We start from the raw sequence: 21,779 nt of genomic DNA, 5'->3' as shown, positions 1-21,779 counted from the left end.
TATTTTGATAATATATCTCGGTCTACTTGCATTGTCTGTAAGGATATTCTGGCTTTCACAGCAGTTTCAGAAGCCCATTCTGTTCGATCCCGCAACGGAATGGCTAAGAAAAACGGAGGCGGCCATTCTTAATGAGAAGGTTTCTGAACTTATAGAGTTGTTGAAGCCCAAGAATCCACATTAGCCTAAGTAAAAAGTTTTATATCAAATCAGCTATTACAGTATGTTTCGCAGTCTACGAAGGGCTAGTCTTGAGTTTATGCAGCAAGATGTTAAGCGTGGGCGACAGCGGGGAACGCTGACCGGTGGAGGTCTGATTCGTTCGGTAGGAGGCTGGTCAGAGGTGTTGTCGATGAAGCTATGGGGTGAACGACAGTGGAGATTTTGCTCAAGAGGTGATTGCTGAGGCTGATGTTTCGGTGGCAGGCTATGGAGAACGGTTGTCGCCGCAAAGAGTTCTCCAAAATCAGGAAGGAGCTTGCGATGACGCTGGTATTCGAGATGGGTATATCGTATGCCCTGATGGCTCCGCTGCTTGGGGTATCGGCATCGGAAGTGTGTCAGATTATCAAAAAAGCGCGTACGTAATGATTTCAGGAGCGTCCCGCAGTGTACTATATCTACAGAGATCGACATATAGGGAATGAAGGTATTTTCTTCGCATACATATGTGGCGTGAGGAGATGCCGATGTGACAATTGCCCAGTCTGTCGAGGGTTTCAACATTGAGAGTTGTCGAAAATCTGTGTGAAGTCGGAGTGAAAAGCGACTGAAATGAATGTCGGTACCTAATTTAACGAATAGATACTTTCTAGATTTTTTGTTTTTTTTGCTTATGTATTATCTGAAACTAAAAAAAATATCAATATGGAATTAGAAATATTACGGTTACTTCATGAGATTAAAAGCAGCTTGGCTGTAGTAACTGCTGGCAAAGAATGGATGTCCATGATACAAGTATTGCTGGGCGGTTTTATGGTAATAGTTGGTTCGATAATTCAAGAGTATTGGCGAGAAAAAAAAGAAATACGCGCAATTCGCAGAGAGAAGTTAGAGCTATTAGGTGGTCTTGCAGAAGAAATAGAATATTCTGTACAGAAATTAGTTGCAAAAATAAATCATGAAAAGAAATTGCCAGAAGGTGAGGTCAATCCTCAGCCATATGAGAAGGTTCCGACACTTTTATTAAATGTAAATCTTTATTATCGAGAACTTTTAAGCGAAGCAGACGAAATAGATAGAGCTATTAAATTATTTATGGAATCATTACATGTCAGTACGATCAATCTAAGTGATATGAATGATCCTTTTGTTAGAGCTTTTCAAAAGGTTCTTGATGCAAAAAAAACATTTAAAGATAAGTTGGTATCACTTTCAAAAGTTTGTTGATAGCGGGAATCAAGGAGTGACGCAAGGATGAAGGGATATTCCTGAAATTATGAACTTGCAATAAAACAACTCAGAGTTATCTTTTTACGATATAAATAAACCAGTCGAGCCATATGCCACGAGGAGCGAGACTTGACACACCGGGAACGCTGCATCATGTAATGGTGCGGGGAATTGAACAGGGTAGTATCGTTCGCGACGATAGCGACAGAGTGGAATTCCTTCGCCGCTACCTTCCGGTACATGGCCTTGAAACAGTACAGGAGGGGAGACCGGTGGGACGAAAACAACTGCCGGAACCGGAACAACTGGGGAGCGAACTCGGTCGCTCCGGTGTACGCCTATCCCGAAGGGGTCTCCGGCTACGGAACCTGGAACCAGAGCGGCAACGTCATGGAGTGGTGCAGCGTCTGGCACGACGAAACCGATTCCGCAAGCGCTTCATCCGGTGAAGAGTCACTCCGACAGGAACGTGGCGGCTGCTGGCGTTACCCCGACAAGTTCGCCTTCCGCTCTTCGCAGCGCTCGTTCGTAGTTTCCAAAGCCGTCAACGATTTCCGCGGATTCCGCCTCGTATTGCCGGTGCAGGCGGACTCATAAACAACTCCGCCCTCAGAACTCGTAACTCAGAACTGAAAAAAACTTGCCGTGCTTTGTAGGTAATCGTATATTTGTTTTTTGTAAAAGTGAATTGGTCGCGCATGATTCGGTATGGGGATATTCAATTTATTTCCAATAAAATGTGCAAGGATGTCAACTACTATGATATCAAAAATAAATCATAAAACATGACTAATTTAAAACAGGATTAACGCTCTATTTATCGATAAACTTGCAGAAGGCAAGATAGTAGTTAAAGATGTTAATCATTTTTTCATAATTCTTTACTACGAAACTCAATTTATAACATATTTCGTTTAGTAAAATATTCTATAAAAAGAAAAAAGTATTTTGTCTATTTATGTTTTTTTGAAATAAATAATTGTAAAACTGATATTATATGACTTTACCAGCAAAATTTCGTTTTCGTAATTCAGATAGTATTGGCGCTGCAGATGCTGAAGAAGATCTTCGTTTTTTACGAAATTGTTTTGTTGATATAGGGTATCTTGATTCTTTAAGGGATTGTGATGATCCAAAAAGAATTGTAATTGGCAGGACTGGTAGTGGTAAGAGTGCGTTATTATTGCACTTGAGAGAGCTGGAAGATCATGTTATAGAAATAAAACCAGAAAGTTTAGCTCTTGCTTATATTTCTAACTCTAATGTGCTTGATTTTTTTTCTAATATAGGTGTGCGTCTCGATGTGTTTTATAAGTTATTATGGCGACATGTGTTTGCTGTCGAAATTTTGAAGCATCATTTTCATATTAATTCAGAATCGGAAAAAAGAAATTTTTTGGTTAGGATTAGGGATTTATTTAAAAATAATAAAAAAGATGAAACGGCTATTGAGTATTTAGAAAAGTGGGGGAAATCATTTTGGCAAGAAACTGAATATAGAATAAAGGAAATAACAAATAAAGTAGAGGATGAATTAAAAGCATCTGCAATTTCTCAGGTGCCAGGAATAAATTTTTCTGGAGGGGGTTCGATTGTGTTGAGTGAGGAGCAAAAAACTGAAATTGTTAATAAAGCCCAGCATGTTGTTAATGATGCTCAGATAAGGGAGTTGTCAGATATAATAGATTTAATTGATAATGTTATATCAGATCGAAAAAAAAGATATTATATAGTTATAGATCGTTTGGATGAGAATTGGGTTGATGATAAGTTGAGATATCGATTGGTTCGTGCTTTGATTGAAACTGTAAGAGATTTTCGAAAAGTTAGAGGTGTAAAGATTATTATTTCTATTCGTTACGATTTGTTGCGGCGTGTTTTTAGTCAGACTCGTGATGCTGGTTTTCAAGAGGAAAAGTATGATTCATTATATTTAAGGATGAAGTGGGATAGAGATAGCATGAAATCAATGCTTGATAAACGAATAAATTATCTTGTTAAGCAAAGATATACAAATCAAGAAGTTGGTTATAAAGAATTGTTGCCTAAACAGATAAAAGGTTATGATCCTTTTTCTTATATGGTAGAAAGGACATTGATGAGGCCTCGTGATTTGATTTCTTTTTTTAATTATTGTATTGAACAGTCGATTAATTCACCTGTTGTTTCTGGTATTGTGTTATTAAATGCGGAATATTTATATTCACGTGCAAGATTAAAGTCATTAGCTGATGAGTGGTATGCTGATTATCCTAGTTTGTTAGATTATGCGAAAATATTAAAGAATAGGCCGCCTATATTTAGTATAAGTTTGATTACTGATAAAGAAATAGAGGAGTTATGTCTAGCTGTAGCTGCTGAAAAAGGGCTTAGAAAAGATAATTTGTCTGAAATCGGTTTTTCTATTGCAGAGGGTTTGAGTGGTGCTTATGAAATGAAGTTTATGTTGGTAAAAATCTTTTATATTGTAGGATTAATAGGTATAAAAAATGGTTCATATTCAGAATATGTATGGTCATATAAGGATGAGGGTATGCTGTATGATGGTGATTCTAATGATGAAGTGAAAATAGCAATACACCCGATGTTTTATATGTCTTTTGGGGTCAAAGCTCATTCTATGAGACAGCGCTCTACAAGAAGAGACTGATAAGACTGGATTTATGTTGGTAAGCAAAACGTATGTTAATGAATAGTTTTTGATTGTCTCTGGGATATTCCAAATGGGAAGTTCCGGGACGTTGTTCCGTTCCTACAAATTCTACTGTTGATCTTCTGGGTCAATATGCGAAGCTGGGGTTTCGCGTTCCCAAGTGGATTTCCGGTTTTGTTCTTTTTGCAGAAGTTTTTCGTGTGCAATGCCGAGGGGACGCTCGCAACTACGTAAACTAAATGCAACTTCAGAACGTTTTTATGTATATCGAAATAACTCTATAAAGTATTGTTTTATAATATTATAGTCTGTAATCCGTATTCGGTATTCAGGAGGCTGTTTTGCCGGAAACGTAGCGGTGGATGAGACTCGAGACGAGAGTCTGGTAAGGAATGCCTTCTTCCAGGGACTTTGCCTTAAGCCTGTTCAAGTCGCTTTCGGATATTCGGATGTTGATTCGCTTGTTTTTATTCGAAGTATTGCGAGCGTAGGCCTCATACTCCTCCTTGAGCTTTTTGAACTCTTCGACCGATCGCCATTCGTCCTGTTCATAGGAACGAAGGATATCTTCTTCGCTGTCATCGTTCTTCTGCGTTTTCATTTTTTTCTTTCAGATAGTGTTTCGTGGCTTTCCTGCCCGGAAACGGAGCGGTGGATGAGGCCGATTATGTGTTCGCTTTTCGTGAGGATCGCGGCCTGTTGCGTTTTGGCTCGTATTCCCGGTCGATTCGTTCCTTGAGGAACATTTTCAAAAGCGACTGATAGGGCACATCCCTTTCGTTGGCAAGCACCTTGATGCGGTTGAGCATCTGCTCGGGAAGCCGGAGCGAAATGGTTTTCATGGTCGGTTTCAGGTCGGGGAAGATTGCGGTTCCCGCTTTTTCCCAGTCGATGTATTCCGACGAGTCATGCGTGGCCCAGAATTCCCGCTCATCCTGTTCACTCCTGAATTCAGGAACTGTTTTTTTCTGCTTTTTCATAAGTGTTCTGTTCCCTCCTGTTCATGTCCCGCGATGAAATGATTCTGATCTTGTCTTTTCTGAGCGTGAAGACGACAAAGAGTCTTCTTCCTGCATTTGTTTTGCCAAGGGCAAACCATCTTCTCTCCACTCCGGAGTGCTTCATATCATCGGCGACGATCAATGGCTCGTTGAAGAAGATATCTTCCGACTCGGAGTTTGCTACTCCATGTTTTCCGGGATTTTTTGAAAGATTGCCTTCATCCCATTGGAACCCGGTGATGCCTGTAAAACGATCCATGACGCTGCGTATATTGCTGAAATATACAAAGTGGTGGGGAAAAGGGCAAGTGATGCTCTTGAAGAAGCGGTTCGCAGCGCTCGTTCGTGGTTTCCAAAGCCGTCAACGATTTCCGCGGATTCCGGCTTGTGTTGCCGGTGCAGGCGGACTCAGAAACAACTCAGCCCTCAGAACTCGTAACTCAGAACTGAAAAAAACTTGCCGTGCTTTGGCTGTAATCGTATTTTTCCATTTTGCAAAACGAGTTATTCTTCCAAAAAGCCCCCATAACCCTTGCATCTTTCGAATGGATAAAAAAACTCTCTCAGGGTGGGATGTCGAGGATAACAAACAATTCCTTGGCGAAGGGATGCAGCAGGCGCTCAAGGCCGAACCGATGGCTTGCCTCTTGATAGACAAAAGGGGGAAGGTATGAGCGGGAGAAAAAAAACAGGTAAGGATGTTTCTATTGTTCGCTCCTCGGCGGCTGAATACCTGACCTTTATCGCTGCCAGCGGCACAGGGGGCGTCGATGCGGTTTATGCCGATGAAAATATCTGGCTTACCCAGAAGATGATGGGGATGCTCTATGACGTGGCGACTCTTACCATAAACTATCACCTGAAAAAAGTTTTTTCAGACAGCGAATTACAGGAGGACTCAGTTATTCGAAATTTTCGAATAACTGCCCGAGACGGAAAAAACTACAACACCAAACATTACAGTCTTGCAGCTGTCATTGCCGTTGGTTACAAGGTAAATTCCGAACGTGCAGTACAATTCCGCAAGTGGGCGACCACTATCATTGAGGAGTTCACCATCAAGGGCTATGCCATGGATGACGAACGACTGAAAAGCGGTGGCTCCATCCTTACCGACCAGTATTTTGAAGAACAGTTGCAGCGTATTCGGGAGATTCGTCTCTCCGAGCGCAAGTTCTACCAGAAGGTCACCGACATCTACGGGGGGTCTCAGGGAAGTTCATGAAATCATGAATTTACGATGACCAGAATGCTGCGTTAACTTTCTCCGATACACACCAACGAGTAGAGGCATGCCGAGAGGTCCAGGATTCGATTCGCCGGGCACGTTGCATCATGTGATTATCCGGAGGATCGAAAAAAGAGAGATTGTTGCCGACGATAAAGATCGGGGAATATTCGTATCCGGAATGGGTTCGGTTGTCGTGGAGGTGTGAGGGATATGGCTGGTCGGTTTTTTTTGTTTGTGCCGACTGAATTTGGTACTATATTAAGACCGGAGGTGACACAATGAAAATAACATCAGATATCAGGCCGATAACCTGGCTTAAGGCAAATGCGGCGTTACTGCTCGAGCAGATTAACGAAACACGCAGACCGGTAATCATTACTCAGAACGGTGAGCCTAAAGCGGTGCTTCAGGATCCGAAAAGTTATGAAGATATGCGCAATGCTCTCGGTATTCTGAAGCTGATTGCCCAGGGAGAGGAGGATGTGAGAAAAGGCGATGTGCATGAGCACGGCGAGGTGTTTGACGAACTGGAAAAGCAGTTGCGAAAGCCGGTATGAGAAACAGTTATCGTGTTTTATGGACTGGGGTTGCAAAGCGGGATCTTCGTGAAATTGTGGAATTCATTGCTTGCGACAGTCCTGATAACGCCATGAAAATTCTGCATCATATCCGGAAGAAATCAGAAGAGCTTGGCTGTTGTCCTGAACAAGGTCGGATTGTTCCGGAGCTTCTCGATCAGGGGATCAATTTCTACCGGGAGTTGTTGATTCAGCATTGGCGTCTTCTATACCGGATTTCTGAGGATCGAGTTTTTATTCTTTCAATCATCGATAGCCGCAGAAACGTCGAGGATATTCTCCTGCATCGTTTTCTTGGTTTATGATATAGCTCTGGAATACCGGAACAGAGATCTTTGTGACGCGTAACTACGGGCGAAAAGGGGACGCTCAGAACTACGTAAACTAAACGCAACTCCAGGGCGTTCTTCCGTCTATCAAAAAAATTCTATAACGTACAATTTTGTAATGCTATAGCTTGTTGACTGTTTTCGGTATTCAGGAGACCGTTTTGCCGGAAACGTAGCGGTGGATGAGGCCGATCATGCGTTCGCTTTCCGTGAGGAGTGCGGTCTGCTGCGTTTTGGCTCGTATTCCCGGTCGATTCGTTCCTTGAGGAACATTTTCAAAAGCGACTGATAGGGCACGTCTCTTTCGTTGGCAAGCACCTTGATGCGGTTGAGCATCTGCTCGGGAAGCCGTAGCGAAATGGTTTTCATGGTCGGCTTCAGGTCGGGGAAGATTGCGGTTCCCGCTTTTTCCCAGTCGATGTATTCCGACGAGTCATGCGTGGCCCAGAATTCCCGTTCATCCTGTTCACTCCTGAATTCAGGAACTGTTTTTTTCTGCTTTTTCATAATTGGCTATCTCCCTCCTGTTCATGTCCCTCGATGAAATGATTCTGATCTTGTCTTTTCTGAGCGTGAAGACGACAAAGAGCCTTTTTCCTGCATTCGTTTTGCCAAGGGCAAACCATCTTCTTTCGATTCCTGAATGCTTCATATCATCGGCGACGATCAATGGCTCGTTGAAGAAGATATCTTCCGACTCGGAGTTCGCTACTCCATGTTTTCCGGGATTTTTTGAAAGATTGCCTTCATCCCATTGGAACCCGGTGATGCCTGTAAAACGATCCATGACGCTGTGTATATTGCTGAAATATACAAAGTGGTGGGGAAACGGGCAAGTGATGCTCTTGAAGAAGCGGTTCGCAGGCTGCAGCCGTAAGCCTGTATTCGGTTTTCAAGAGGGGTTATTCCGGGACGGGATCGGAGTGTCTTGAGGAAGAGGAATAGGGGACGCAGTGCAATAGCGTAGAAGATTGTGTTTAGCCGTGCAGTGAGCAACCAAACGATGAGTGCTGGCAGCTTTTGAAAAGCAAAAGACAAAAGAGCCAGATGCCACGAGGATCGAGACTTGACACACAGGGAACGCTGTCTTATGTAATGCGGCATAAACAAAGATCTCAGTGGTGGGCGGATTCTGGACGGTGATGCGTTTGTAAGGGATGTGTTGAAAGACGCGGAAGATCGCATGGCGTTGCCATTATCGGCAGACGAACATCGAGCGTATTTATTTTATTTGGGAATAAAAAAATGATACTATAATATAGTATCATGCAGAAGAGACACAAAAAGATTCTTGACCAGATTTTTCAAAATCCGGTTCGTTCGGATGTTCAATGGGCTGACATCGAGAATCTGTTGTATGCTCTTGGAGCCGAATTGTCTGAAGGGAGGGGCTCACGGGTTCGCATTGCCCTTAATGGAGTTCGTGCTGTTTTTCACAGACCCCATCCTCAAAAAGAAACAGACAAGGGAGCCTTACAATCCATGAGGCGTTTTTTACAAGAAGCAGGAGTCCGATAAACATGTTGACTTATAAAGGATATACCGGTCATGTTGAATATGATGACGAATCCGGAATTTTTCACGGTGAAGTACTGGATACAAGAGATGTCATCACGTTCCAGGGTACAACCGTTGATGGGATAGAGAGGGCATTCAGGGAGTCGGTCGATGACTATCTGGAGTTCTGTCAGGAAAGGGGAGAGGAGCCTGATAAGCCCTTTTCCGGAAAACTGGTGCTGAGAATGAGCCCGGAACTGCACCATAAAGTCTTTATCAAGGCTGCAAAATCAGGTAAAAGCCTGAACCGATGGATTTCCGATACTCTTGAATCGGCATGATCTTTCAAGCCGTTATTGCAAATTTTATGATGAGGGAAGTTCCGGGACGTTGTTCCGTTGCCACAAATTCTACTGTTGATCTTCTGGGTCAATATGCGAAGCCGGGGTTTCGCGTTCCCAGGTGGATTTCCGGTTTTGTTCTTTTTGCAGAAGTTTTTCGTAGGGGGATTCCGGAGCGATATCCGCTTCGTTGGGCCATGCGATGGATGGGTGGAGAGGGGCGAACACAGGGCCTTTTTGCGGTGGGGGGGCTTTGAGGTGCTGATTTCTGCGAGAATGAAAGGCGAGTGTTATATTGCGCTGTGAATGGGGAATTCAAATCTTGCGGAGTGAATATGAGTCCTACCGTGTTTTGTGAACAAGGGTTTCGATTTTTCTTCTTTTCGCGTGAAGAGAGCAGAATGCATGTACATATTCTATCGTGTGATGGCGAGGCGAAGTATTGGCTTGAACCTGAAATTGAACTTGCTAAAAGTTCCGGTTATTCAAGAATTCCGGTTATTCAAGAATTCAGTTAAAACAGATCGAATCAATAGTGGAGGCACACAGCGATGAACTCTGTCAAGCATGGCGAAAGCATTTCAGAAGTTGAGGTATCGAACATTTCACAACACGGCATCTGGCTTCTCTATAACGGCAAAGAGCTGTTTCTTTCATATAAAGATTTTCCGTGGTTCAGGAATCAAACGGTAAAATCAATTCTTAACGTTAAGGAGCAATCAGCTGGTCATTTCTGGTGGCCTGATCTGGATGTGGATTTGACGGTGGAGATTATAGAACATCCAGAACGCTTTCCGCTTGTTTCAAATGAGCAGGTGACATCTTGATCTGGTTGGTTCCGGAACGCCTGACAGCGTTACACGCGCCAGGTTGCAGGGCAAAAACGGCAGGAGCAGTACCCTGTTCCTGCTGATATGATTCTCCAGGGCATCCTGAAATAGCTGCTCTATGGATATATTCCTTCAACACACCCGCACATCTTACAGGGAGAAGGTGTGACCTTCCCAACCTGTTTCGATGCAGGCATTTCATTGCAAAATCCCTGGTCCTGATGATTTTCAAAGACATTACCTGGCTGGACAGTGCCAGTATTGAAGCGATCGAACAGCAGTTGCCTGAAACTGTTTCCCGGCGCCCCCTGACTCGCGGTCTGCGCCGAAGCGCCCTTATGGTTTCGGCCCATCGGGTCAACCATCTGAACAAACTGGATCTACTGGCAGCAGATATGGCTGTCATCAACCTGGAAGATGGCGTTGCACCGCAAGAGAAGCCCCGCGCTCGTGCTCTGGCCGCGCTGTTTACCGCCCATGCCCGGGAGGCGAAAACGGAACTGATTGTACGGGTCAATCCCCTGGGTGAAGGGGGTGAAGAAGATATCCGGCTGATCAATCGGGCAGTGCCGGACGCAATCCGTATCCCCAAGGTCAGAACCGCTCAGGAAGTCGAACAGGCTTGTCGTCTGGTAGATCCTGCGATTCGAATCCATCTTTCTGTCGAGACCGGTGAGGCACTGAAGAAACTTGCCGAGTTGAGGGTTGAGGAGCGGGTGGATACGGTCTATCTGGGTATTCTGGATTTATGTGCCGATCTCGGATTGCCCCAGTCGGTGATCACTCCTGGGAACCCGACGGCCAGCTATATGCTTTCACGCTTTCTGGTGGATGCCCTCACAGCGGGCTTTCATCCGGTATCGTTTGTCTATCAGGAGTACAAGGATCTGGAGACCTTCGAAAAATGGTGCCTTCAGGAACGGAGCATGGGCTTTTCATCCAAAGGCTGTATCTCTCCGGGGCAGGTGGAGCTGGCCAACCGGGTTTTCGCCCCCAGGCCAGAGGAGCGCGCGCGAGCAATAAGCATTGTGCGCTGTTTTGAAGAGGAGGCAAAAAAGGGCAACACCGGCTTTGTGCATGCGCAGTACGGGTTTATCGACGAGCCTGTTTACAGAGGAGCATTGGCTGTTCTGGCTGCAACCGATCATGAGAAAGTCTCAGGAATGTAATGCGATGCTGAACGTATGCCGAAGGGACGTTCTTCCGTCTATCGAAAAAATTCTATAACGTATAGTATTGTAAAGCTATAGTTTGTGGCCTGTTTTCGCTATTCAGGAAGTCGTTTTGCAGTTTCAAAGTCCAAGCTCACTATGAGAACCAGGGCGCACAAGCTCAAGGGAGTGATCGTCGGGTTTGCGGTAGATCAAAATGAGGTCAGGCTTGACAACGGGTGGGGATGGTGTTTCCAGGGAGAATCCATGCCATCTTTGCCGGGAAAGTTTGTTGAAGTCTGAATGGGGCTAACAATCTACAGCCCTGTCGGCAGGGTTATGTTCCGATTATCTCATTGAGGCCTTCGATAACCCGAATCAGCTCTTCGGCAGAAAGCCTTCCGATTCTGCTTCCGATCCGTTCTGTTGACAGGGTTCTGATCTGGCTGATTTTAACCCACGATTTTTTTGGAAGAGCGGCTGATTCAATAGGCGTGGTAAGCGGAAAACCCGCTTTTTGTGGCTGGCTTGTCAACGCGATTGCAATAACCGTTCCTGATCGGTCATTAAACACATCATGGCTTACAACCAGTACTGGTCGGAGGCCGGATTGCTCATTACCCCGCGTCGGGTTGAGGTCGGCCCATCGGATTTCACCTCTCAGTATTCCGGCCATGCGTCAATCTCTCCGTTCATACCCTCTTCCGCGAGTTGGCGCTCTTCGACAGCATCAAGTTTTGCGCATTCCTCGGCCAGTCTGCTGTGCTCGATGCGTTCGATTTTTTCATAGAGCGCTTCCTGTATTGCCTGACTGCGATTGGCAAAAACCTTTGCTTTGACAAGCCGGTCAATTTTTACGATGGTCGCGGCATCAATGGTTACCGCAACTTTTGTTTTTCCCATCTGCTCTCCTCATTGCATGGTTATCATACCTTTTATCATACCGATTCCTTTTGATTAAATCAACGTCGAGTCATTATTTTTTTTCAGAGAGTCGCAATTCCTCCGTGATTGCCAGGGGTGAGTGGGCCGAGGGATTTTACGGTATTCAGGAGGCCGTTTTGCCGGAAACGTAGCGGTGGATGAGACTCGATACGAGAGTCTGGTAAGGAATGCCTTCTTCCAGGGACTTTGCCTTAAGCCGGTTCAGGTCGCTTTCGGATATTCGGATGTTGATCCGCTTTTTTGCCACTCGTTCATATCAGTCAAGCCGATTTGCTGAAAAGATTACAGGGAGGAGAATATCTGAAAGAGACCGAAGGCGGCCAACGCAAGGCCCGATATGCCGAGCAGAAACCGGTTTGCTCTGTGGCCGAGTCTGCCTGAGGCGGAGCAAAGCAGAATGAATCCTGCAAGCGTCACAATGATTGTTACATAAAATCCCGCCAGCAATCCGATGCCATACATCGGCGTTACCTTCCATCCCGCCAGCAGCAGCGGACCTGTCACGAGGCTCCAGAAGAGGTATGGCCCTGGATTAAGCAGGTTCACCAATACTGCCCGAAACAGATTCTGCCGGTCACCGGATGACGGGCTCTCCTGCACAGGCTGAAAATCCCGCCATGCACGGAATGTGCCCGCTGCCAGATACAGTGCGAAGAGCCCTCCGGCAAAACGCAAAACCTGCAGCCACCAGACCGGCAGTCGGCTCAAGGCAAGCAGGACGATGGCGATCACCGGACCGTCACTCAGCAGGGGCGCGAAGATCATGGGAAGGGTTTTTCGCCATCCCTGACGAAGCGTCTGTGCCATAAGATAAGCCTGAAACTGACCCGGCTGCATGGCTGCGGTGAAACCGTATCCAATTCCCCAGATCAGATAAGTGAGCATGCGCCTTGCATTAAGTTGACAGGGCCGATGAAACACCTTTTCCTGTTACAATATACAGGTAAATTGAGTAGTACTCCAGGACGCAGATCCAAACCCTCAACTGTCAGATGAATCTACTACTGATAGCGAGTTGCGAGAGTTTCTGTAAATACGGGGAGACTGCGGCAACGTCATGGAGTTGTGCAGCGTATGGCACGACGAAACCGATTCCGCAAACACCGCCTCCGGCGAGGAATCTCTCCACCAGAAACGGGGCGGCTGCCGGCGCTATCCCGACAAATTCCCCTTCCGTGCCTCGCAGCGCTCCATTGTGGTTTCCAAAGCCGTCAACGATTTCCAGGGATTCCGACTGGTGTTGCCCTTATAGGCAGGTATATAAGCAAATCCGAAACCAGAACTTATGGGCACCTCTAAAAACTTATTACGCGACCCGATTGCTGCGTTGGGCGGTACTCGAAATCCTCATGTACTCTGTGTACATTCCGGTTTCTCCGTTCCGTCCGCCTTGCACTCGGACCGCTCATCACACTTTTTAGAGGTGCCCTTATAATACTTGCCGTGCTTTGGTTGTAATCGTATATTTCTTTTTTGTAAAACGAGTTATTATAACCAAAGGCTCTCATGACCCGTATCGCTTTCGAATGGATAAAAAAACTCTCTTCAAGCAGTATGTCGAGAAAAAGAAACGCTTGCTTTCATCTGAAAAAAGCTTTTTCAGACTGCGCAACAGGACATTGACAAACATGGAAAAAGCTGTGCATGCAGAGGTTATTCGGGAGGTTGGTCGTGACTGACCCGGAACCGCTCATTCCAAAACATGGTGGTTATCGCAGGCTGAAAAGCTTTCAGGTGTCGCAGCTCGTCTATGACGTTACGGTGCGTTTCTGCAACCAGTACGTCGATAAACGCAGCCGAACGCATGACCAGATGGTGCAGGCTGCCCGGAGCGGTGTGCAGAATATTGCAGAAGGTTCTGCTGCTTCCGCGACGTCGAAGAAAACCGAACTCAAGCTCACACAGGTTGCCCGGGCAAGCCTCGAAGAGCTGAAACTTGACTTCGAGGATTTTCTGCGGCATCGCGGGCATGAACTGCTTGATCCGCAGCATCCGGCGCTCAGGCGATTCAAGACGCTTCAGCCGAAAACCCTGCATGAGGTGCAGGCGTGGGTTGCCGAGGAGAGAAGACAGGCCACGGAAGCACAGGGACTATCACGGACTCTTACGGACAGGCAGGAAGTCGTCCATTCGTCCTTTCCTGTCCGTGGACGTCCGTGTTTGACCACCCTGAGTTCAGCCTGTCTGGCTGCAAATGCGGCGCTTTCGCTTCTGAACCTGGCATGTTACCTCCTCGACCGGCAAGTTGCGAAACTTGCCGCGGATTTTGAAAACGAGGGCGGTTTTACCGAGCGGTTGTACCGGGTGCGAACCAGCAGAAGAAACCAGCAACGATGACGCGAGACTTGTGAGGCGCCTTTCCGTAGCCTGAAAAAGCAGGTGGCAGAGGAGCCTGTATTTCACCGGTTTCGATGACCGGTTCACCATAATGGAGCGTTCAGCGGTTTTATCGGGGCATGTTCCGAACCTGCTTTGAGCGGATCATCAGAAACGAACGGGATATGGACAATATCAGGGCATCTGTCAGAAACAATCCCTGCAAGTGGTATCGAGACGATTTGTACCAGCAACGGTGATCCGATATTGACTCCTGCACCGGGTAACCAATCCTGTTCGCTGGTGAAAAATATTTTCCGCGACCATTTGCCTGAATCGTCATTTTTCTTATACTTCAGCCATATATGGCGCCGGTCATGGAGACATGACGGGCTTAATAGGGAATCCGGTGCAAGTCCGGAACAGTACCCGCTGCTGTAATCCCGCGCTGGCCGCTTGGCTGGCGAGATGGTTTGCCGACAATGCCACTGTCCCGATCTGATCGGGATGGGAAGGACGGCAAGACCCGGGAAAGTCAGAAGACCTGCCGCATATTTTTTAACGCTTCGGGAATAAAGCAACATACCACATGAAAAACATCCTCGTTCCATTTTCGGGAACAGGCTGGTTTCTGACATCGTTCAGCTCGATGCGCAACCGGCTGCTTTTCTTTCTTTTTGGTCGTATCATTTTTTTTGTTCGAAACTATTCGTTCGGCCCTCCAGTCGGCTTGCCGCTGCATTTCCTGATGATCGGTAACGATACTACACTCGCTTCTCACAGTTATTATCCTCCGTTGCTGTTTCAGGCTGAATGGATCGATCTTCCGGGGCCGGATACGTATCCCGATAGCGTCAGGTGCCGATGGTTTTCTCACGAAGAGTCAGCTTTTGCAGGCAATACGCTGACCAGCTTTCCGTTCTGGCGAAACAACTGAGATCAAGTGGAGACCGGGATGAAAAGCTTTCCGGCAAACCTGCCGCATGGTTCTGGTGATCGTCTCAACAGTGCGGAAACCGTGGTGAAAAAATTCCGGTTCCGCTTCGTTCTTCCGGTTCTTATGGTTGGTCTGCTGTTGATGCCCGGTGGAGCAAGAACCATGTTGCGTGCGATGAGCCCGCATAATGGCAATCATGAATGATGTATCTCTATGAGTGATGATCCTTGTTAACGATATCAGAAAAAGTTATGGAGAGGTTCAGGCTCTTGACAGAGTATGCTTTTCCATCAGCAAGGGAGAATTTTTTGGGCTGCTTGGTCCCAACGGGGCAGGAAAGAGCACACTGATTCGCATTCTGACGGGTCTTACACGAGCTGACAGCGGCAGTTCCTCCATTTGCGGACAGCTGGGTTGCCGGTGCCCTCAATCTGAACCGGGTCTATTTCAAGACCTTCCAGGTGCTTGTTCAGTCGCCGGTCACCGCAAGCGGCATCATGCCTGGAGAGGTGCTCGCAGCCATGGTCAAAGGACTGTTCGCGGCATCGCTCCTGATTGTCATGGGCCTGTTTCTTCACAGTTCGTTCACCCTGACGCCGATGCTGCTGCTGGCCCCGGCAAGTCGGGATCGAGATCCTCATGTGCGCTGTAGTTTCAGGATCGGGATGCCATTGATGACTGTTCTTTTTTTACTGTGGAGACTGGATACCCTGTAAAGGGGTTTAATAGGGAATCACGTGCAAATCGTGAGCTGACGCGCAACTGTGAAGCCGAAAGCATGTTGTGCAGCGTTATGCCACTGTTCCGCCAGGGCGGGACGGGAAGGTGCTGCAGAACCGGCAAGCCAGGAGACCTGTCCGGTTTCTTTTTTCTTCAACACCATGCTTTCGCGGATAAAAGCATTGATGATGAGCCCGGCTGCACGGACGCTGTTCCTGCAGGCGCGGCGCCTTCTCTTGTCTTTTCCCACGCAAGCATACAGACTGGCCGGAAACCAATCCGGAATACGTATGCTGACTCACACTTCCGGTTATCCCCGGATCGGCGCTTTCAGAGAGATGAAAAGAGCCTGCGAAGGCTACTGGAAGGGCACACTCGATCAATCGGCGCTCAAGGCTGCGGCTCTTGCCGAAAAACAGTATCGCTGGCGCGTTCAGCATGAGGCGGGCATTGACCTGATCGCCTGCAACGACTTTTCCCTGTACGATCACGTGCAGGACATGAGTTTCACGCTCGGGGCAATCCCGGAACGGTATGAAGCGCTGAGCCGTCACCTCTCCGACCTCGACCTCTACTTTGCCATGTGCAGGGGTTATCAGGAGTCGGGCTTTGATGTGACCGCCATGGAGATGACCAAGTGGTTCGATACCAACTACCACTACCTCGTCCCGGAATTCACCCGCGATCAGGACTTTCACTACTTTTCGCGCAAGTGCGTCGAGGAGTTTCTCGAAGCGAAGGCTTTTGGTGTTGCCGAGCCCAAGACGGTGCTGATCGGCCCGATCAGCTATCTGCTGCTCGGTCGCGAAAAGTCGGAGGACTTTCACCGTCTCGATCTCATCGAGTCGCTGATGCCGGTGTATATGGCCGTGCTCGAAGATCTGCACTACAACGGTTGCAGGTGGGTGCAGCTCGACGAACCGTTCCTCGTTACCGATCTTGATGAGCGCACCCGACAACTCTTCGGCGAGGTATACGCTCTGCTGCGGCAGCATTTTCCCGATATGCACCTGATTATGGCTACGTATTTCGACGGTCTCGGCGACAATCTTGCGACCGCGCTGTCGCTGCCGGTCGATACGCTGCATGTGGATGCGGTCAGGGGATTTGGTGATCTGCCGGCTCTGTTCGAGCAGCTTCCTCCCGAAATGAATATATCGCTCGGGCTTGTTGACGGCAGGAACATCTGGATCAATAATCTTGAAGAGTCCCTGGGGCTGCTCGGTCTGGCGGTGCAGTCGCTTGGCCACGACCGGGTGATGGTGTCGTCGTCCTGCTCGCTTCTGCATGTGCCCTGTGACCGGGACAACGAGCCGGAAGGAGGATCGATGCCCGATTTCCTGAAACCGTGGCTGGCCTTTGCCCGGCAGAAGCTCGATGAAATCCGCCTGCTTGCCGACCTGATGCAGGATGATGTTTCAGGCGAGGCCTTCGACGGACTTGCCGAACATCTGAAAATCGTGGAAGAGCGCAGACACCTGAAGCAGCTCCGCAATGAGGAGGTTCGCACGAGATGCGCATCTTTTGCCAACCAGCCGGTTGCCCGTCCGGAGTGCTTCGCGGAAAGGAACATGCTGCAACAGGAGTGGTTGCGGTTGCCTGTTCTTCCGACCACCATGATTGGATCCCTGCCGCAGACCCCGGAGCTGCGTTCGCTTCGCAAGCGGTACCGGAACGGAAACCTGTCGCCGGAGGAGTACCGGTCAGCGATCAGGGAGATGATCGGGCAGGCGATCCGCTGGCAGGAGTCGGTCGATCTGGACGTGCTGGTTCACGGCGAGTTCGAGCGCACCGATATGGTGGAGTTTTTCGGCGAGCATCTCGACGGCGTGGCTTTTACCGGCAACGGATGGGTGCAGAGCTACGGAGCGCGAGCCGTGAAGCCGCCTGTCATCTACGGTGACGTGAGCAGGAAGCAGCCGATGACGGTCGAATTGGCCATGTATGCCCAGAGCCTGACCGACAAGCCGGTCAAGGGGATGCTGACCGGGCCGGGTACCATTCTGAAGTGGTCGTTCGTCAGGGACGATCAGCCGCTCGGCGAAACGGCCATGCAGGTCGCCCTGGCACTGCGCGACGAGGTGACGGACCTGGAGCTTGCCGGCATCGGCATCATCCAGATCGACGAGCCGGGCATCCGCGAGGGGCTGCCGCTGAAACGGGCGGATCGCGAGCGTTATCTGGAGTGGTCGGTCAGAGCGTTTCTGCTCTGTTCGGGATGTGTCGGCCCCGCAACGCAGATTCATACGCACCTGTGCTATGCCGATTATGGCGACATTCTCGATGCTCTCAAGATGATGGACGCCGACGTACTGACCATCGAGACGGCGCGCTCCGATATGAAGGTGCTTGCCGACTTCGCGGAGGGCGACTACATGAACCAGCTCGGGCCTGGCATCTACGACATTCATTCGCCTCGCATTCCCTCAGAGCGGGAGTTGGAGGAGCAGTTGAAAAAGGTGCTCAGGCACTTCAGACCGGAGCAGATATGGGTCAATCCCGACTGCGGTCTGAAAACCAGAAGCTGGGATGAGGTCATTCCGGCCATCGAAAACATGGTGACCGCTACGATCATGACAAGACGTCACCTGGAGAAGCCCCCGGTTTCCGTGGGGTGACGGGAAACTTTCACTAAAACCATGAGCATGTTATGGAAAAGATCAATCTCGTTTTTCATGAAATTATCAAGCGTGACGGACGGCGTGCGCCATTCGACCCGGAAAGGATCACCTATGCCATCTTCAGGGCGCTCAGGGCTGTCGGGCGTCCGGATCGCGCCAAGGCAGAGCAACTGACCGGCAATGTGCTTTTGCGGTTGCAAGAGTGTACCGGAGAGGAAACGCCGACGGTCGAAAAAACCCAGGACCTTGTCGAGAAGGCGCTGTTCTCTGCAGGAGAGTTCGAAGCCGCCAAAGCGTATATCATCTATCGCCATCAGCACCGTAATCTGCGTGACACAAAGGAGATATTCAGCAACGTCGATCTTGTCGACAGCTATCTCAGTCTCGAAGACTGGCGGGTGAAGGAGAGCGCCAACTCATCGTGGTCGCTGCAGGGGCTGAACCAGCACATATCCACCATCGTCAGTGCTCAGTACTGGCTTAACCGCATCTATCCTCCGGAGATCAGTGAAGCTCACAGCTCGGGATCGCTGCACATCCACGATCTCGGGTTCCTGAGCGTCTACTGTGTCGGCTGGGATCTCGAAGATCTTCTGCTCAGCGGATTTACCGGTGTTACGGGTCATGCATCGAGTAAACCTGCACGGCATCTGCGTTCAGCCCTCGGACAGATCGTCAACTTTTTCTATACCATGCAGGGGGAAGCGGCAGGAGCCCAGGCGTTTTCGAATTTCGATACGCTTCTGGCCCCCTTTATCCGTTACGACGCTCTTGATTACCATCAGGTGCGTCAGTGTCTGCAGGAATTTTTCTTCAACATGAACGTGCCGACACGGGTCGGGTTTCAGACCCCGTTCACCAATGTGACGCTTGATCTCAGGGTGCCCGGAACCCACAGAAATCGCCAGGTTATCGTGGGCGGCGAACTGCAGGAAGAGACCTATGACGATTTTCAGGATGAGATGGATCTCTTCAACAGGGCATTCGCGGATGTTATGATCGATGGCGATGCGAGCGGTGCTGTTTTTTCATTCCCTATTCCCACCTACAACATCACGCCCGATTTCGACTGGGACAATACTGTCTACGACGGAATCTGGAAAATGGCGGCCCGTTACGGCATACCCTACTTTTCCAACTTTGTGAACTCCTCGATGAGTCCCGATGACGTACGCAGCATGTGCTGCAGGCTTCGGCTCGACAAACGCGAGCTGCAGAAGAAGGGGGGCGGACTGTTTGGTTCCAATCCACTGACCGGATCGGTTGGCGTGGTTACCATGAATCTTCCGAGAACAGGTTACGAAGCAAGGAGCGAAGCCGAGTTTTTCCAGCGGCTTGCCCACACCATGGAACTTGCCCGGACAAGTCTCGAAGTGAAGCGGAAGGTTATCGAGCGGTTGACGGAGGAGGGACTTTATCCGTATTCACGGTTTTATCTCCGGAACCTTCATGTGAGAAACGGCCGGTATTGGGACAATCACTTTTCGACAATCGGCATAACCGGTATGAATGAGTGTTGCCTCAATTTTCTCGGTTGCAGCATAGCGGATGAGGATGGCCGAGCCTTTGCCCTGCAGGTAATGGATTTTATGCGTACAAAGCTCGAAGCATTTCAGGAGGAGACAGGTCATATCTACAACCTCGAAGCGACCCCGGCAGAGAGCACCGCATATCGGCTGGCCAGGATCGACAAAAAGCGTTATCCGGATATTATTACCGCAAACGAAAATGCCGTACAGCTTGGGGCGGAACCCTACTATACCAATTCAACGCAGTTGCCCGTAGGGTATACAGACGATCTTTTCGAGGCGCTCCGCCTGCAGGATGAGCTCCAGTCGCGCTATACGGGTGGAACGGTTTTTCATGCATTTGTCGGTGAGCGGGAGATTCCTGCAGAATCGGTAAAGCGTCTTGTCAGAACGGTGACGGCGAACTTCACGCTGCCCTATTTTACCATTTCTCCCACGTTCAGCATCTGCCCCTCCCACGGCTACCGTTTCGGCGAGCACGAGTATTGTCCCGACTGTGCTGCCCGGGGGGTCGAGCAGCGGTGTACGGTTTATACCCGGATAGTCGGCTACCTCAGGCCTGTGGAGCAGTGGAATGGAGGCAAGCAGAGCGAGTTTGCGGACAGAAAACTTTTTTCTGACATGCATGAAGCATCGGCAGGAGAGATGGCGGCATGCTGAGCGTCGGAATCAATCTCCCGGTAGGTGGCTATCTGCCGCAGAGCCTTGTGGATTTTCCAGGATATATCGCTGCAGTGGTCTTTACATCCGCTTGCAACTTTCGCTGCCCTTTCTGCCACAACCCCGAGCTGGTCGATCCTGAAATAATGAAACGCAACAGGCACATACCGTTTGATGAGGTACTCAGGCGCCTGCTGCGTAACCGGTCATTACTGGATGGCGTTGTCATAACCGGAGGAGAGCCGGCAATGCATGATGCTTTGCCTGATGCGCTACGATGCCTCAAGAGGCATGGTTTTCTTGTAAAACTCGATACCAACGGTTCATATCCGGAAATGCTGGAGATGCTTCTTCAGGAGCGGCTCGTGGATAGTGTTGCTCTCGACATCAAGGCTCCATTTCGCTCGAAGCGCTATGAGGAGATTATTGGTATTCCCTGTTCCGAGGCGATGATGAAGCGAATAGAGCGCTCCTGCTCGCTGCTCCTGAATTCCGGAATCGACGTGGTTTTCCGGAGTACTCTCCTGAAAGGGATTCATGCTTCGGAAGATGTGGAGGAGATGGCCGCTGCGGCGGGGAACCGCCTTGTCCTGCAGCGGTTCCGGCCGGAAAGAACGCTCAGGCCACTTGCGGCGGGAGCGTTCAGCGACAGGGAGCTTCAGGCTCTGGCTTCCCGCTTCAACTGCTTGATCTGCAGCTCCGGCTGATCGCATGTTCTTTTTGTGTTTTGATTTCGTAAACCTGAAAACATATCACGTATGCTGAAAAAAATTATTCCGGAACTTTCGCTGATTTTATGTGCAAGCCGGCTGTATGCTGCCCATCCACTCGTTTCCGACGATACCGGGACGAAGGGGCAGGGCAACTGGCAGCTGGAGCTGAACAGCGAGTTTTTTTCCGACATGGAGCGTGAGGGGGGGCTTGGGGACATCCCATAGTGAGAAAAGCAAATTCTTTTTTTTGTCAAGTATACAATATTTACCTACTGCGTCGATAACGCTATAATAATACCGTAATAGTCGAGCTTTGTCAGCGAGTTTCTCACCGA

General features: G+C 48.8%; 30 protein-coding genes, 7 pseudogenes and 2 riboswitches. Of the genes and pseudogenes, 27 read left to right on the top strand and 10 right to left on the bottom strand.

The window, feature by feature from the left end; all coding sequences use genetic code 11:
• The 6 genes and pseudogenes from K4305_RS10430 to K4305_RS10405 all read left to right on the top strand — a co-directional run.
• Positions 1 to 184: pseudogene (locus K4305_RS10430) on the top strand (pentapeptide repeat-containing protein); the annotation flags it as partial.
• A 245-nt stretch (positions 185 to 429) separates the two neighbouring features.
• Complete coding sequence (locus tag K4305_RS10425) at positions 430 to 588, top strand: hypothetical protein (RefSeq protein ID WP_331562367.1); 159 nt, start codon at positions 430 to 432, stop codon at positions 586 to 588.
• 279 nt (positions 589 to 867) lie between these two features.
• Complete coding sequence (locus K4305_RS10420; RefSeq protein ID WP_331562366.1) at positions 868 to 1,389, top strand: hypothetical protein; 522 nt, start codon at positions 868 to 870, stop codon at positions 1,387 to 1,389.
• A 113-nt stretch (positions 1,390 to 1,502) separates the two neighbouring features.
• Positions 1,503 to 1,619: pseudogene (locus K4305_RS10415) on the top strand (transposase); the annotation flags it as partial.
• Positions 1,564 to 1,989: an SUMF1/EgtB/PvdO family nonheme iron enzyme gene (locus tag K4305_RS10410; protein WP_331562365.1), complete on the top strand. Its 426-nt coding sequence runs from the start codon at positions 1,564 to 1,566 to the stop codon at positions 1,987 to 1,989. The pseudogene K4305_RS10415 and the gene K4305_RS10410, both read left to right, overlap by 56 nt.
• A gap of 400 nt (positions 1,990 to 2,389) precedes the next feature.
• Complete coding sequence (locus tag K4305_RS10405) at positions 2,390 to 4,042, top strand: P-loop ATPase, Sll1717 family (protein WP_331562364.1); 1,653 nt, start codon at positions 2,390 to 2,392, stop codon at positions 4,040 to 4,042.
• Between the two features lie 331 nt (positions 4,043 to 4,373).
• On the opposite strand, the gene K4305_RS10400 is transcribed toward K4305_RS10405, so the two are convergent.
• From K4305_RS10400 to K4305_RS10390, 3 genes are all read right to left on the bottom strand, one after another.
• A complete protein-coding gene (locus K4305_RS10400; RefSeq protein ID WP_331562363.1) occupies positions 4,374 to 4,646 on the bottom strand; it encodes an antitoxin in 273 nt (90 codons plus the stop codon).
• 64 nt (positions 4,647 to 4,710) lie between these two features.
• On the bottom strand, positions 4,711 to 5,025 hold the full coding sequence (locus tag K4305_RS10395; RefSeq protein WP_331562362.1) for a BrnA antitoxin family protein: 315 nt from the start codon (positions 5,023 to 5,025) through the stop codon (positions 4,711 to 4,713).
• Positions 4,997 to 5,305, bottom strand: coding sequence for a BrnT family toxin (locus K4305_RS10390; RefSeq protein ID WP_331562361.1), 309 nt, complete (start codon positions 5,303 to 5,305; stop codon positions 4,997 to 4,999). Before K4305_RS10390 ends, K4305_RS10395 begins: the two co-directional genes overlap by 29 nt.
• Here K4305_RS10390 and K4305_RS10385 point away from each other — a divergent pair.
• From K4305_RS10385 to K4305_RS10365, 5 genes and pseudogenes are all read left to right on the top strand, one after another.
• Positions 5,304 to 5,720 (top strand): hypothetical protein, encoded by a 417-nt coding sequence (locus K4305_RS10385; RefSeq protein WP_331562360.1) that lies wholly within the window; start codon positions 5,304 to 5,306, stop codon positions 5,718 to 5,720. The two genes, K4305_RS10390 and K4305_RS10385, sit on opposite strands and share 2 nt — an antisense overlap.
• A pseudogene (locus tag K4305_RS10380) lies at positions 5,717 to 6,247 on the top strand (virulence RhuM family protein); the annotation flags it as partial. The gene K4305_RS10385 and the pseudogene K4305_RS10380, both read left to right, overlap by 4 nt.
• A 91-nt stretch (positions 6,248 to 6,338) precedes the next feature.
• Complete coding sequence (locus K4305_RS10375) at positions 6,339 to 6,482, top strand: hypothetical protein (protein ID WP_331562358.1); 144 nt, start codon at positions 6,339 to 6,341, stop codon at positions 6,480 to 6,482.
• Between the two features lie 73 nt (positions 6,483 to 6,555).
• Entirely contained in the window at positions 6,556 to 6,834 is a 279-nt protein-coding gene (locus K4305_RS10370; protein ID WP_011745988.1) for a type II toxin-antitoxin system Phd/YefM family antitoxin, read from the top strand.
• On the top strand, positions 6,831 to 7,160 hold the full coding sequence (locus K4305_RS10365) for a type II toxin-antitoxin system RelE/ParE family toxin (protein ID WP_331562357.1): 330 nt from the start codon (positions 6,831 to 6,833) through the stop codon (positions 7,158 to 7,160). Before K4305_RS10370 ends, K4305_RS10365 begins: the two co-directional genes overlap by 4 nt.
• A 216-nt stretch (positions 7,161 to 7,376) precedes the next feature.
• On the opposite strand, the gene K4305_RS10360 is transcribed toward K4305_RS10365, so the two are convergent.
• Together K4305_RS10360 and K4305_RS10355 are read right to left on the bottom strand one after the other, a co-directional pair.
• Positions 7,377 to 7,691 carry a BrnA antitoxin family protein gene (locus K4305_RS10360; RefSeq protein ID WP_331562356.1) on the bottom strand — a complete coding sequence of 105 codons (315 nt, stop codon included), beginning with the start codon at positions 7,689 to 7,691 and terminating at the stop codon, positions 7,377 to 7,379.
• Positions 7,663 to 7,971, bottom strand: a complete 309-nt coding sequence (locus K4305_RS10355; protein WP_331562355.1) for a BrnT family toxin — start codon at positions 7,969 to 7,971, stop codon at positions 7,663 to 7,665. The genes K4305_RS10360 and K4305_RS10355 overlap by 29 nt, the downstream gene beginning before the upstream one ends.
• A gap of 479 nt (positions 7,972 to 8,450) precedes the next feature.
• Between K4305_RS10355 and K4305_RS10350 the strand changes: the two genes are divergently transcribed.
• The 5 genes and pseudogenes from K4305_RS10350 to K4305_RS10325 all read left to right on the top strand — a co-directional run bounded on the left by K4305_RS10350 (position 8,451) and on the right by K4305_RS10325 (position 11,021).
• The gene (locus K4305_RS10350; protein WP_331562354.1) at positions 8,451 to 8,702 is read left to right on the top strand and encodes a type II toxin-antitoxin system HicA family toxin; all 252 of its coding nucleotides are present in this window, start codon (positions 8,451 to 8,453) and stop codon (positions 8,700 to 8,702) included.
• 2 nt (positions 8,703 to 8,704) lie between these two features.
• Entirely contained in the window at positions 8,705 to 9,022 is a 318-nt protein-coding gene (locus K4305_RS10345; RefSeq protein ID WP_331562352.1) for a type II toxin-antitoxin system HicB family antitoxin, read from the top strand.
• 335 nt (positions 9,023 to 9,357) lie between these two features.
• Positions 9,358 to 9,614, top strand: a pseudogene (locus K4305_RS10340) (DUF4160 domain-containing protein).
• Complete coding sequence (locus K4305_RS10330) at positions 9,574 to 9,849, top strand: DUF2442 domain-containing protein (RefSeq protein WP_442880469.1); 276 nt, start codon at positions 9,574 to 9,576, stop codon at positions 9,847 to 9,849. Before K4305_RS10340 ends, K4305_RS10330 begins: the two are co-directional and overlap by 41 nt.
• A 224-nt stretch (positions 9,850 to 10,073) precedes the next feature.
• Positions 10,074 to 11,021: an HpcH/HpaI aldolase/citrate lyase family protein gene (locus K4305_RS10325; protein ID WP_331562350.1), complete on the top strand. Its 948-nt coding sequence runs from the start codon at positions 10,074 to 10,076 to the stop codon at positions 11,019 to 11,021.
• A 123-nt stretch (positions 11,022 to 11,144) separates the two neighbouring features.
• Here the strand turns inward: K4305_RS10325 and K4305_RS12335 are convergent.
• From K4305_RS12335 to K4305_RS10305, 5 genes and pseudogenes are all read right to left on the bottom strand, one after another.
• Positions 11,145 to 11,237 (bottom strand): annotated as a pseudogene (locus K4305_RS12335) (type II toxin-antitoxin system mRNA interferase toxin, RelE/StbE family); the annotation flags it as partial.
• Between the two features lie 103 nt (positions 11,238 to 11,340).
• Positions 11,341 to 11,679, bottom strand: a complete 339-nt coding sequence (locus K4305_RS10320) for a type II toxin-antitoxin system PemK/MazF family toxin (RefSeq protein WP_331562349.1) — start codon at positions 11,677 to 11,679, stop codon at positions 11,341 to 11,343.
• Complete coding sequence (locus K4305_RS10315; RefSeq protein WP_331562348.1) at positions 11,664 to 11,906, bottom strand: ribbon-helix-helix domain-containing protein; 243 nt, start codon at positions 11,904 to 11,906, stop codon at positions 11,664 to 11,666. The genes K4305_RS10320 and K4305_RS10315 overlap by 16 nt, the downstream gene beginning before the upstream one ends.
• Positions 11,907 to 12,051: 145 nt before the next feature.
• A pseudogene (locus K4305_RS10310) lies at positions 12,052 to 12,186 on the bottom strand (antitoxin); the annotation flags it as partial.
• Positions 12,187 to 12,230: 44 nt separating this feature from the next.
• Positions 12,231 to 12,833, bottom strand: coding sequence for a LysE family translocator (locus tag K4305_RS10305; protein WP_331562345.1), 603 nt, complete (start codon positions 12,831 to 12,833; stop codon positions 12,231 to 12,233).
• 172 nt (positions 12,834 to 13,005) lie between these two features.
• Here K4305_RS10305 and K4305_RS10300 point away from each other — a divergent pair, with 172 nt between their 5' ends.
• The 11 genes and pseudogenes from K4305_RS10300 to K4305_RS10250 all read left to right on the top strand — a co-directional run bounded on the left by K4305_RS10300 (position 13,006) and on the right by K4305_RS10250 (position 21,669).
• Positions 13,006 to 13,200, top strand: a complete 195-nt coding sequence (locus tag K4305_RS10300; RefSeq protein WP_331562344.1) for a hypothetical protein — start codon at positions 13,006 to 13,008, stop codon at positions 13,198 to 13,200.
• A gap of 274 nt (positions 13,201 to 13,474) precedes the next feature.
• The gene (locus tag K4305_RS10295; RefSeq protein ID WP_331562343.1) at positions 13,475 to 13,627 is read left to right on the top strand and encodes a hypothetical protein; all 153 of its coding nucleotides are present in this window, start codon (positions 13,475 to 13,477) and stop codon (positions 13,625 to 13,627) included.
• Positions 13,620 to 14,285, top strand: a complete 666-nt coding sequence (locus tag K4305_RS10290; RefSeq protein ID WP_331562342.1) for a four helix bundle suffix domain-containing protein — start codon at positions 13,620 to 13,622, stop codon at positions 14,283 to 14,285. The genes K4305_RS10295 and K4305_RS10290 overlap by 8 nt, the downstream gene beginning before the upstream one ends.
• Positions 14,286 to 14,613: 328 nt before the next feature.
• Positions 14,614 to 14,830: riboswitch (cobalamin riboswitch) on the top strand.
• A 23-nt stretch (positions 14,831 to 14,853) separates the two neighbouring features.
• A complete protein-coding gene (locus tag K4305_RS10285) occupies positions 14,854 to 15,201 on the top strand; it encodes a hypothetical protein (protein WP_331562341.1) in 348 nt (115 codons plus the stop codon).
• Positions 15,202 to 15,219: 18 nt separating this feature from the next.
• Complete coding sequence (locus K4305_RS10280) at positions 15,220 to 15,405, top strand: hypothetical protein (RefSeq protein WP_331562340.1); 186 nt, start codon at positions 15,220 to 15,222, stop codon at positions 15,403 to 15,405.
• 16 nt (positions 15,406 to 15,421) lie between these two features.
• Positions 15,422 to 15,607 (top strand): annotated as a pseudogene (locus K4305_RS10275) (ATP-binding cassette domain-containing protein); the annotation flags it as partial.
• 55 nt (positions 15,608 to 15,662) lie between these two features.
• Complete coding sequence (locus K4305_RS10270) at positions 15,663 to 15,917, top strand: hypothetical protein (protein WP_331562370.1); 255 nt, start codon at positions 15,663 to 15,665, stop codon at positions 15,915 to 15,917.
• Positions 15,888 to 16,076: riboswitch (cobalamin riboswitch) on the top strand. It overlaps the preceding gene by 30 nt.
• A gap of 135 nt (positions 16,077 to 16,211) precedes the next feature.
• The gene (metE, locus tag K4305_RS10265) at positions 16,212 to 18,539 is read left to right on the top strand and encodes a 5-methyltetrahydropteroyltriglutamate--homocysteine S-methyltransferase (protein ID WP_331562339.1); all 2,328 of its coding nucleotides are present in this window, start codon (positions 16,212 to 16,214) and stop codon (positions 18,537 to 18,539) included.
• Positions 18,540 to 18,571: 32 nt separating this feature from the next.
• Positions 18,572 to 20,731: a ribonucleoside triphosphate reductase gene (locus K4305_RS10260; protein ID WP_331562337.1), complete on the top strand. Its 2,160-nt coding sequence runs from the start codon at positions 18,572 to 18,574 to the stop codon at positions 20,729 to 20,731.
• Positions 20,725 to 21,438 carry an anaerobic ribonucleoside-triphosphate reductase activating protein gene (locus tag K4305_RS10255; protein ID WP_331562336.1) on the top strand — a complete coding sequence of 238 codons (714 nt, stop codon included), beginning with the start codon at positions 20,725 to 20,727 and terminating at the stop codon, positions 21,436 to 21,438. The genes K4305_RS10260 and K4305_RS10255 overlap by 7 nt, the downstream gene beginning before the upstream one ends.
• A gap of 51 nt (positions 21,439 to 21,489) precedes the next feature.
• Entirely contained in the window at positions 21,490 to 21,669 is a 180-nt protein-coding gene (locus tag K4305_RS10250) for a hypothetical protein (protein WP_331562335.1), read from the top strand.
• Positions 21,670 to 21,779 lie beyond the last annotated feature (110 nt).

Source organism: Chlorobium sp., assembly GCF_036528655.1.
Lineage (GTDB): Bacteria > Bacteroidota > Chlorobiia > Chlorobiales > Chlorobiaceae > Chlorobium.
The sequence above is the reverse complement of the archived record's forward strand: the minus strand, read 5'-3'. Positions and strand labels throughout refer to the sequence as shown.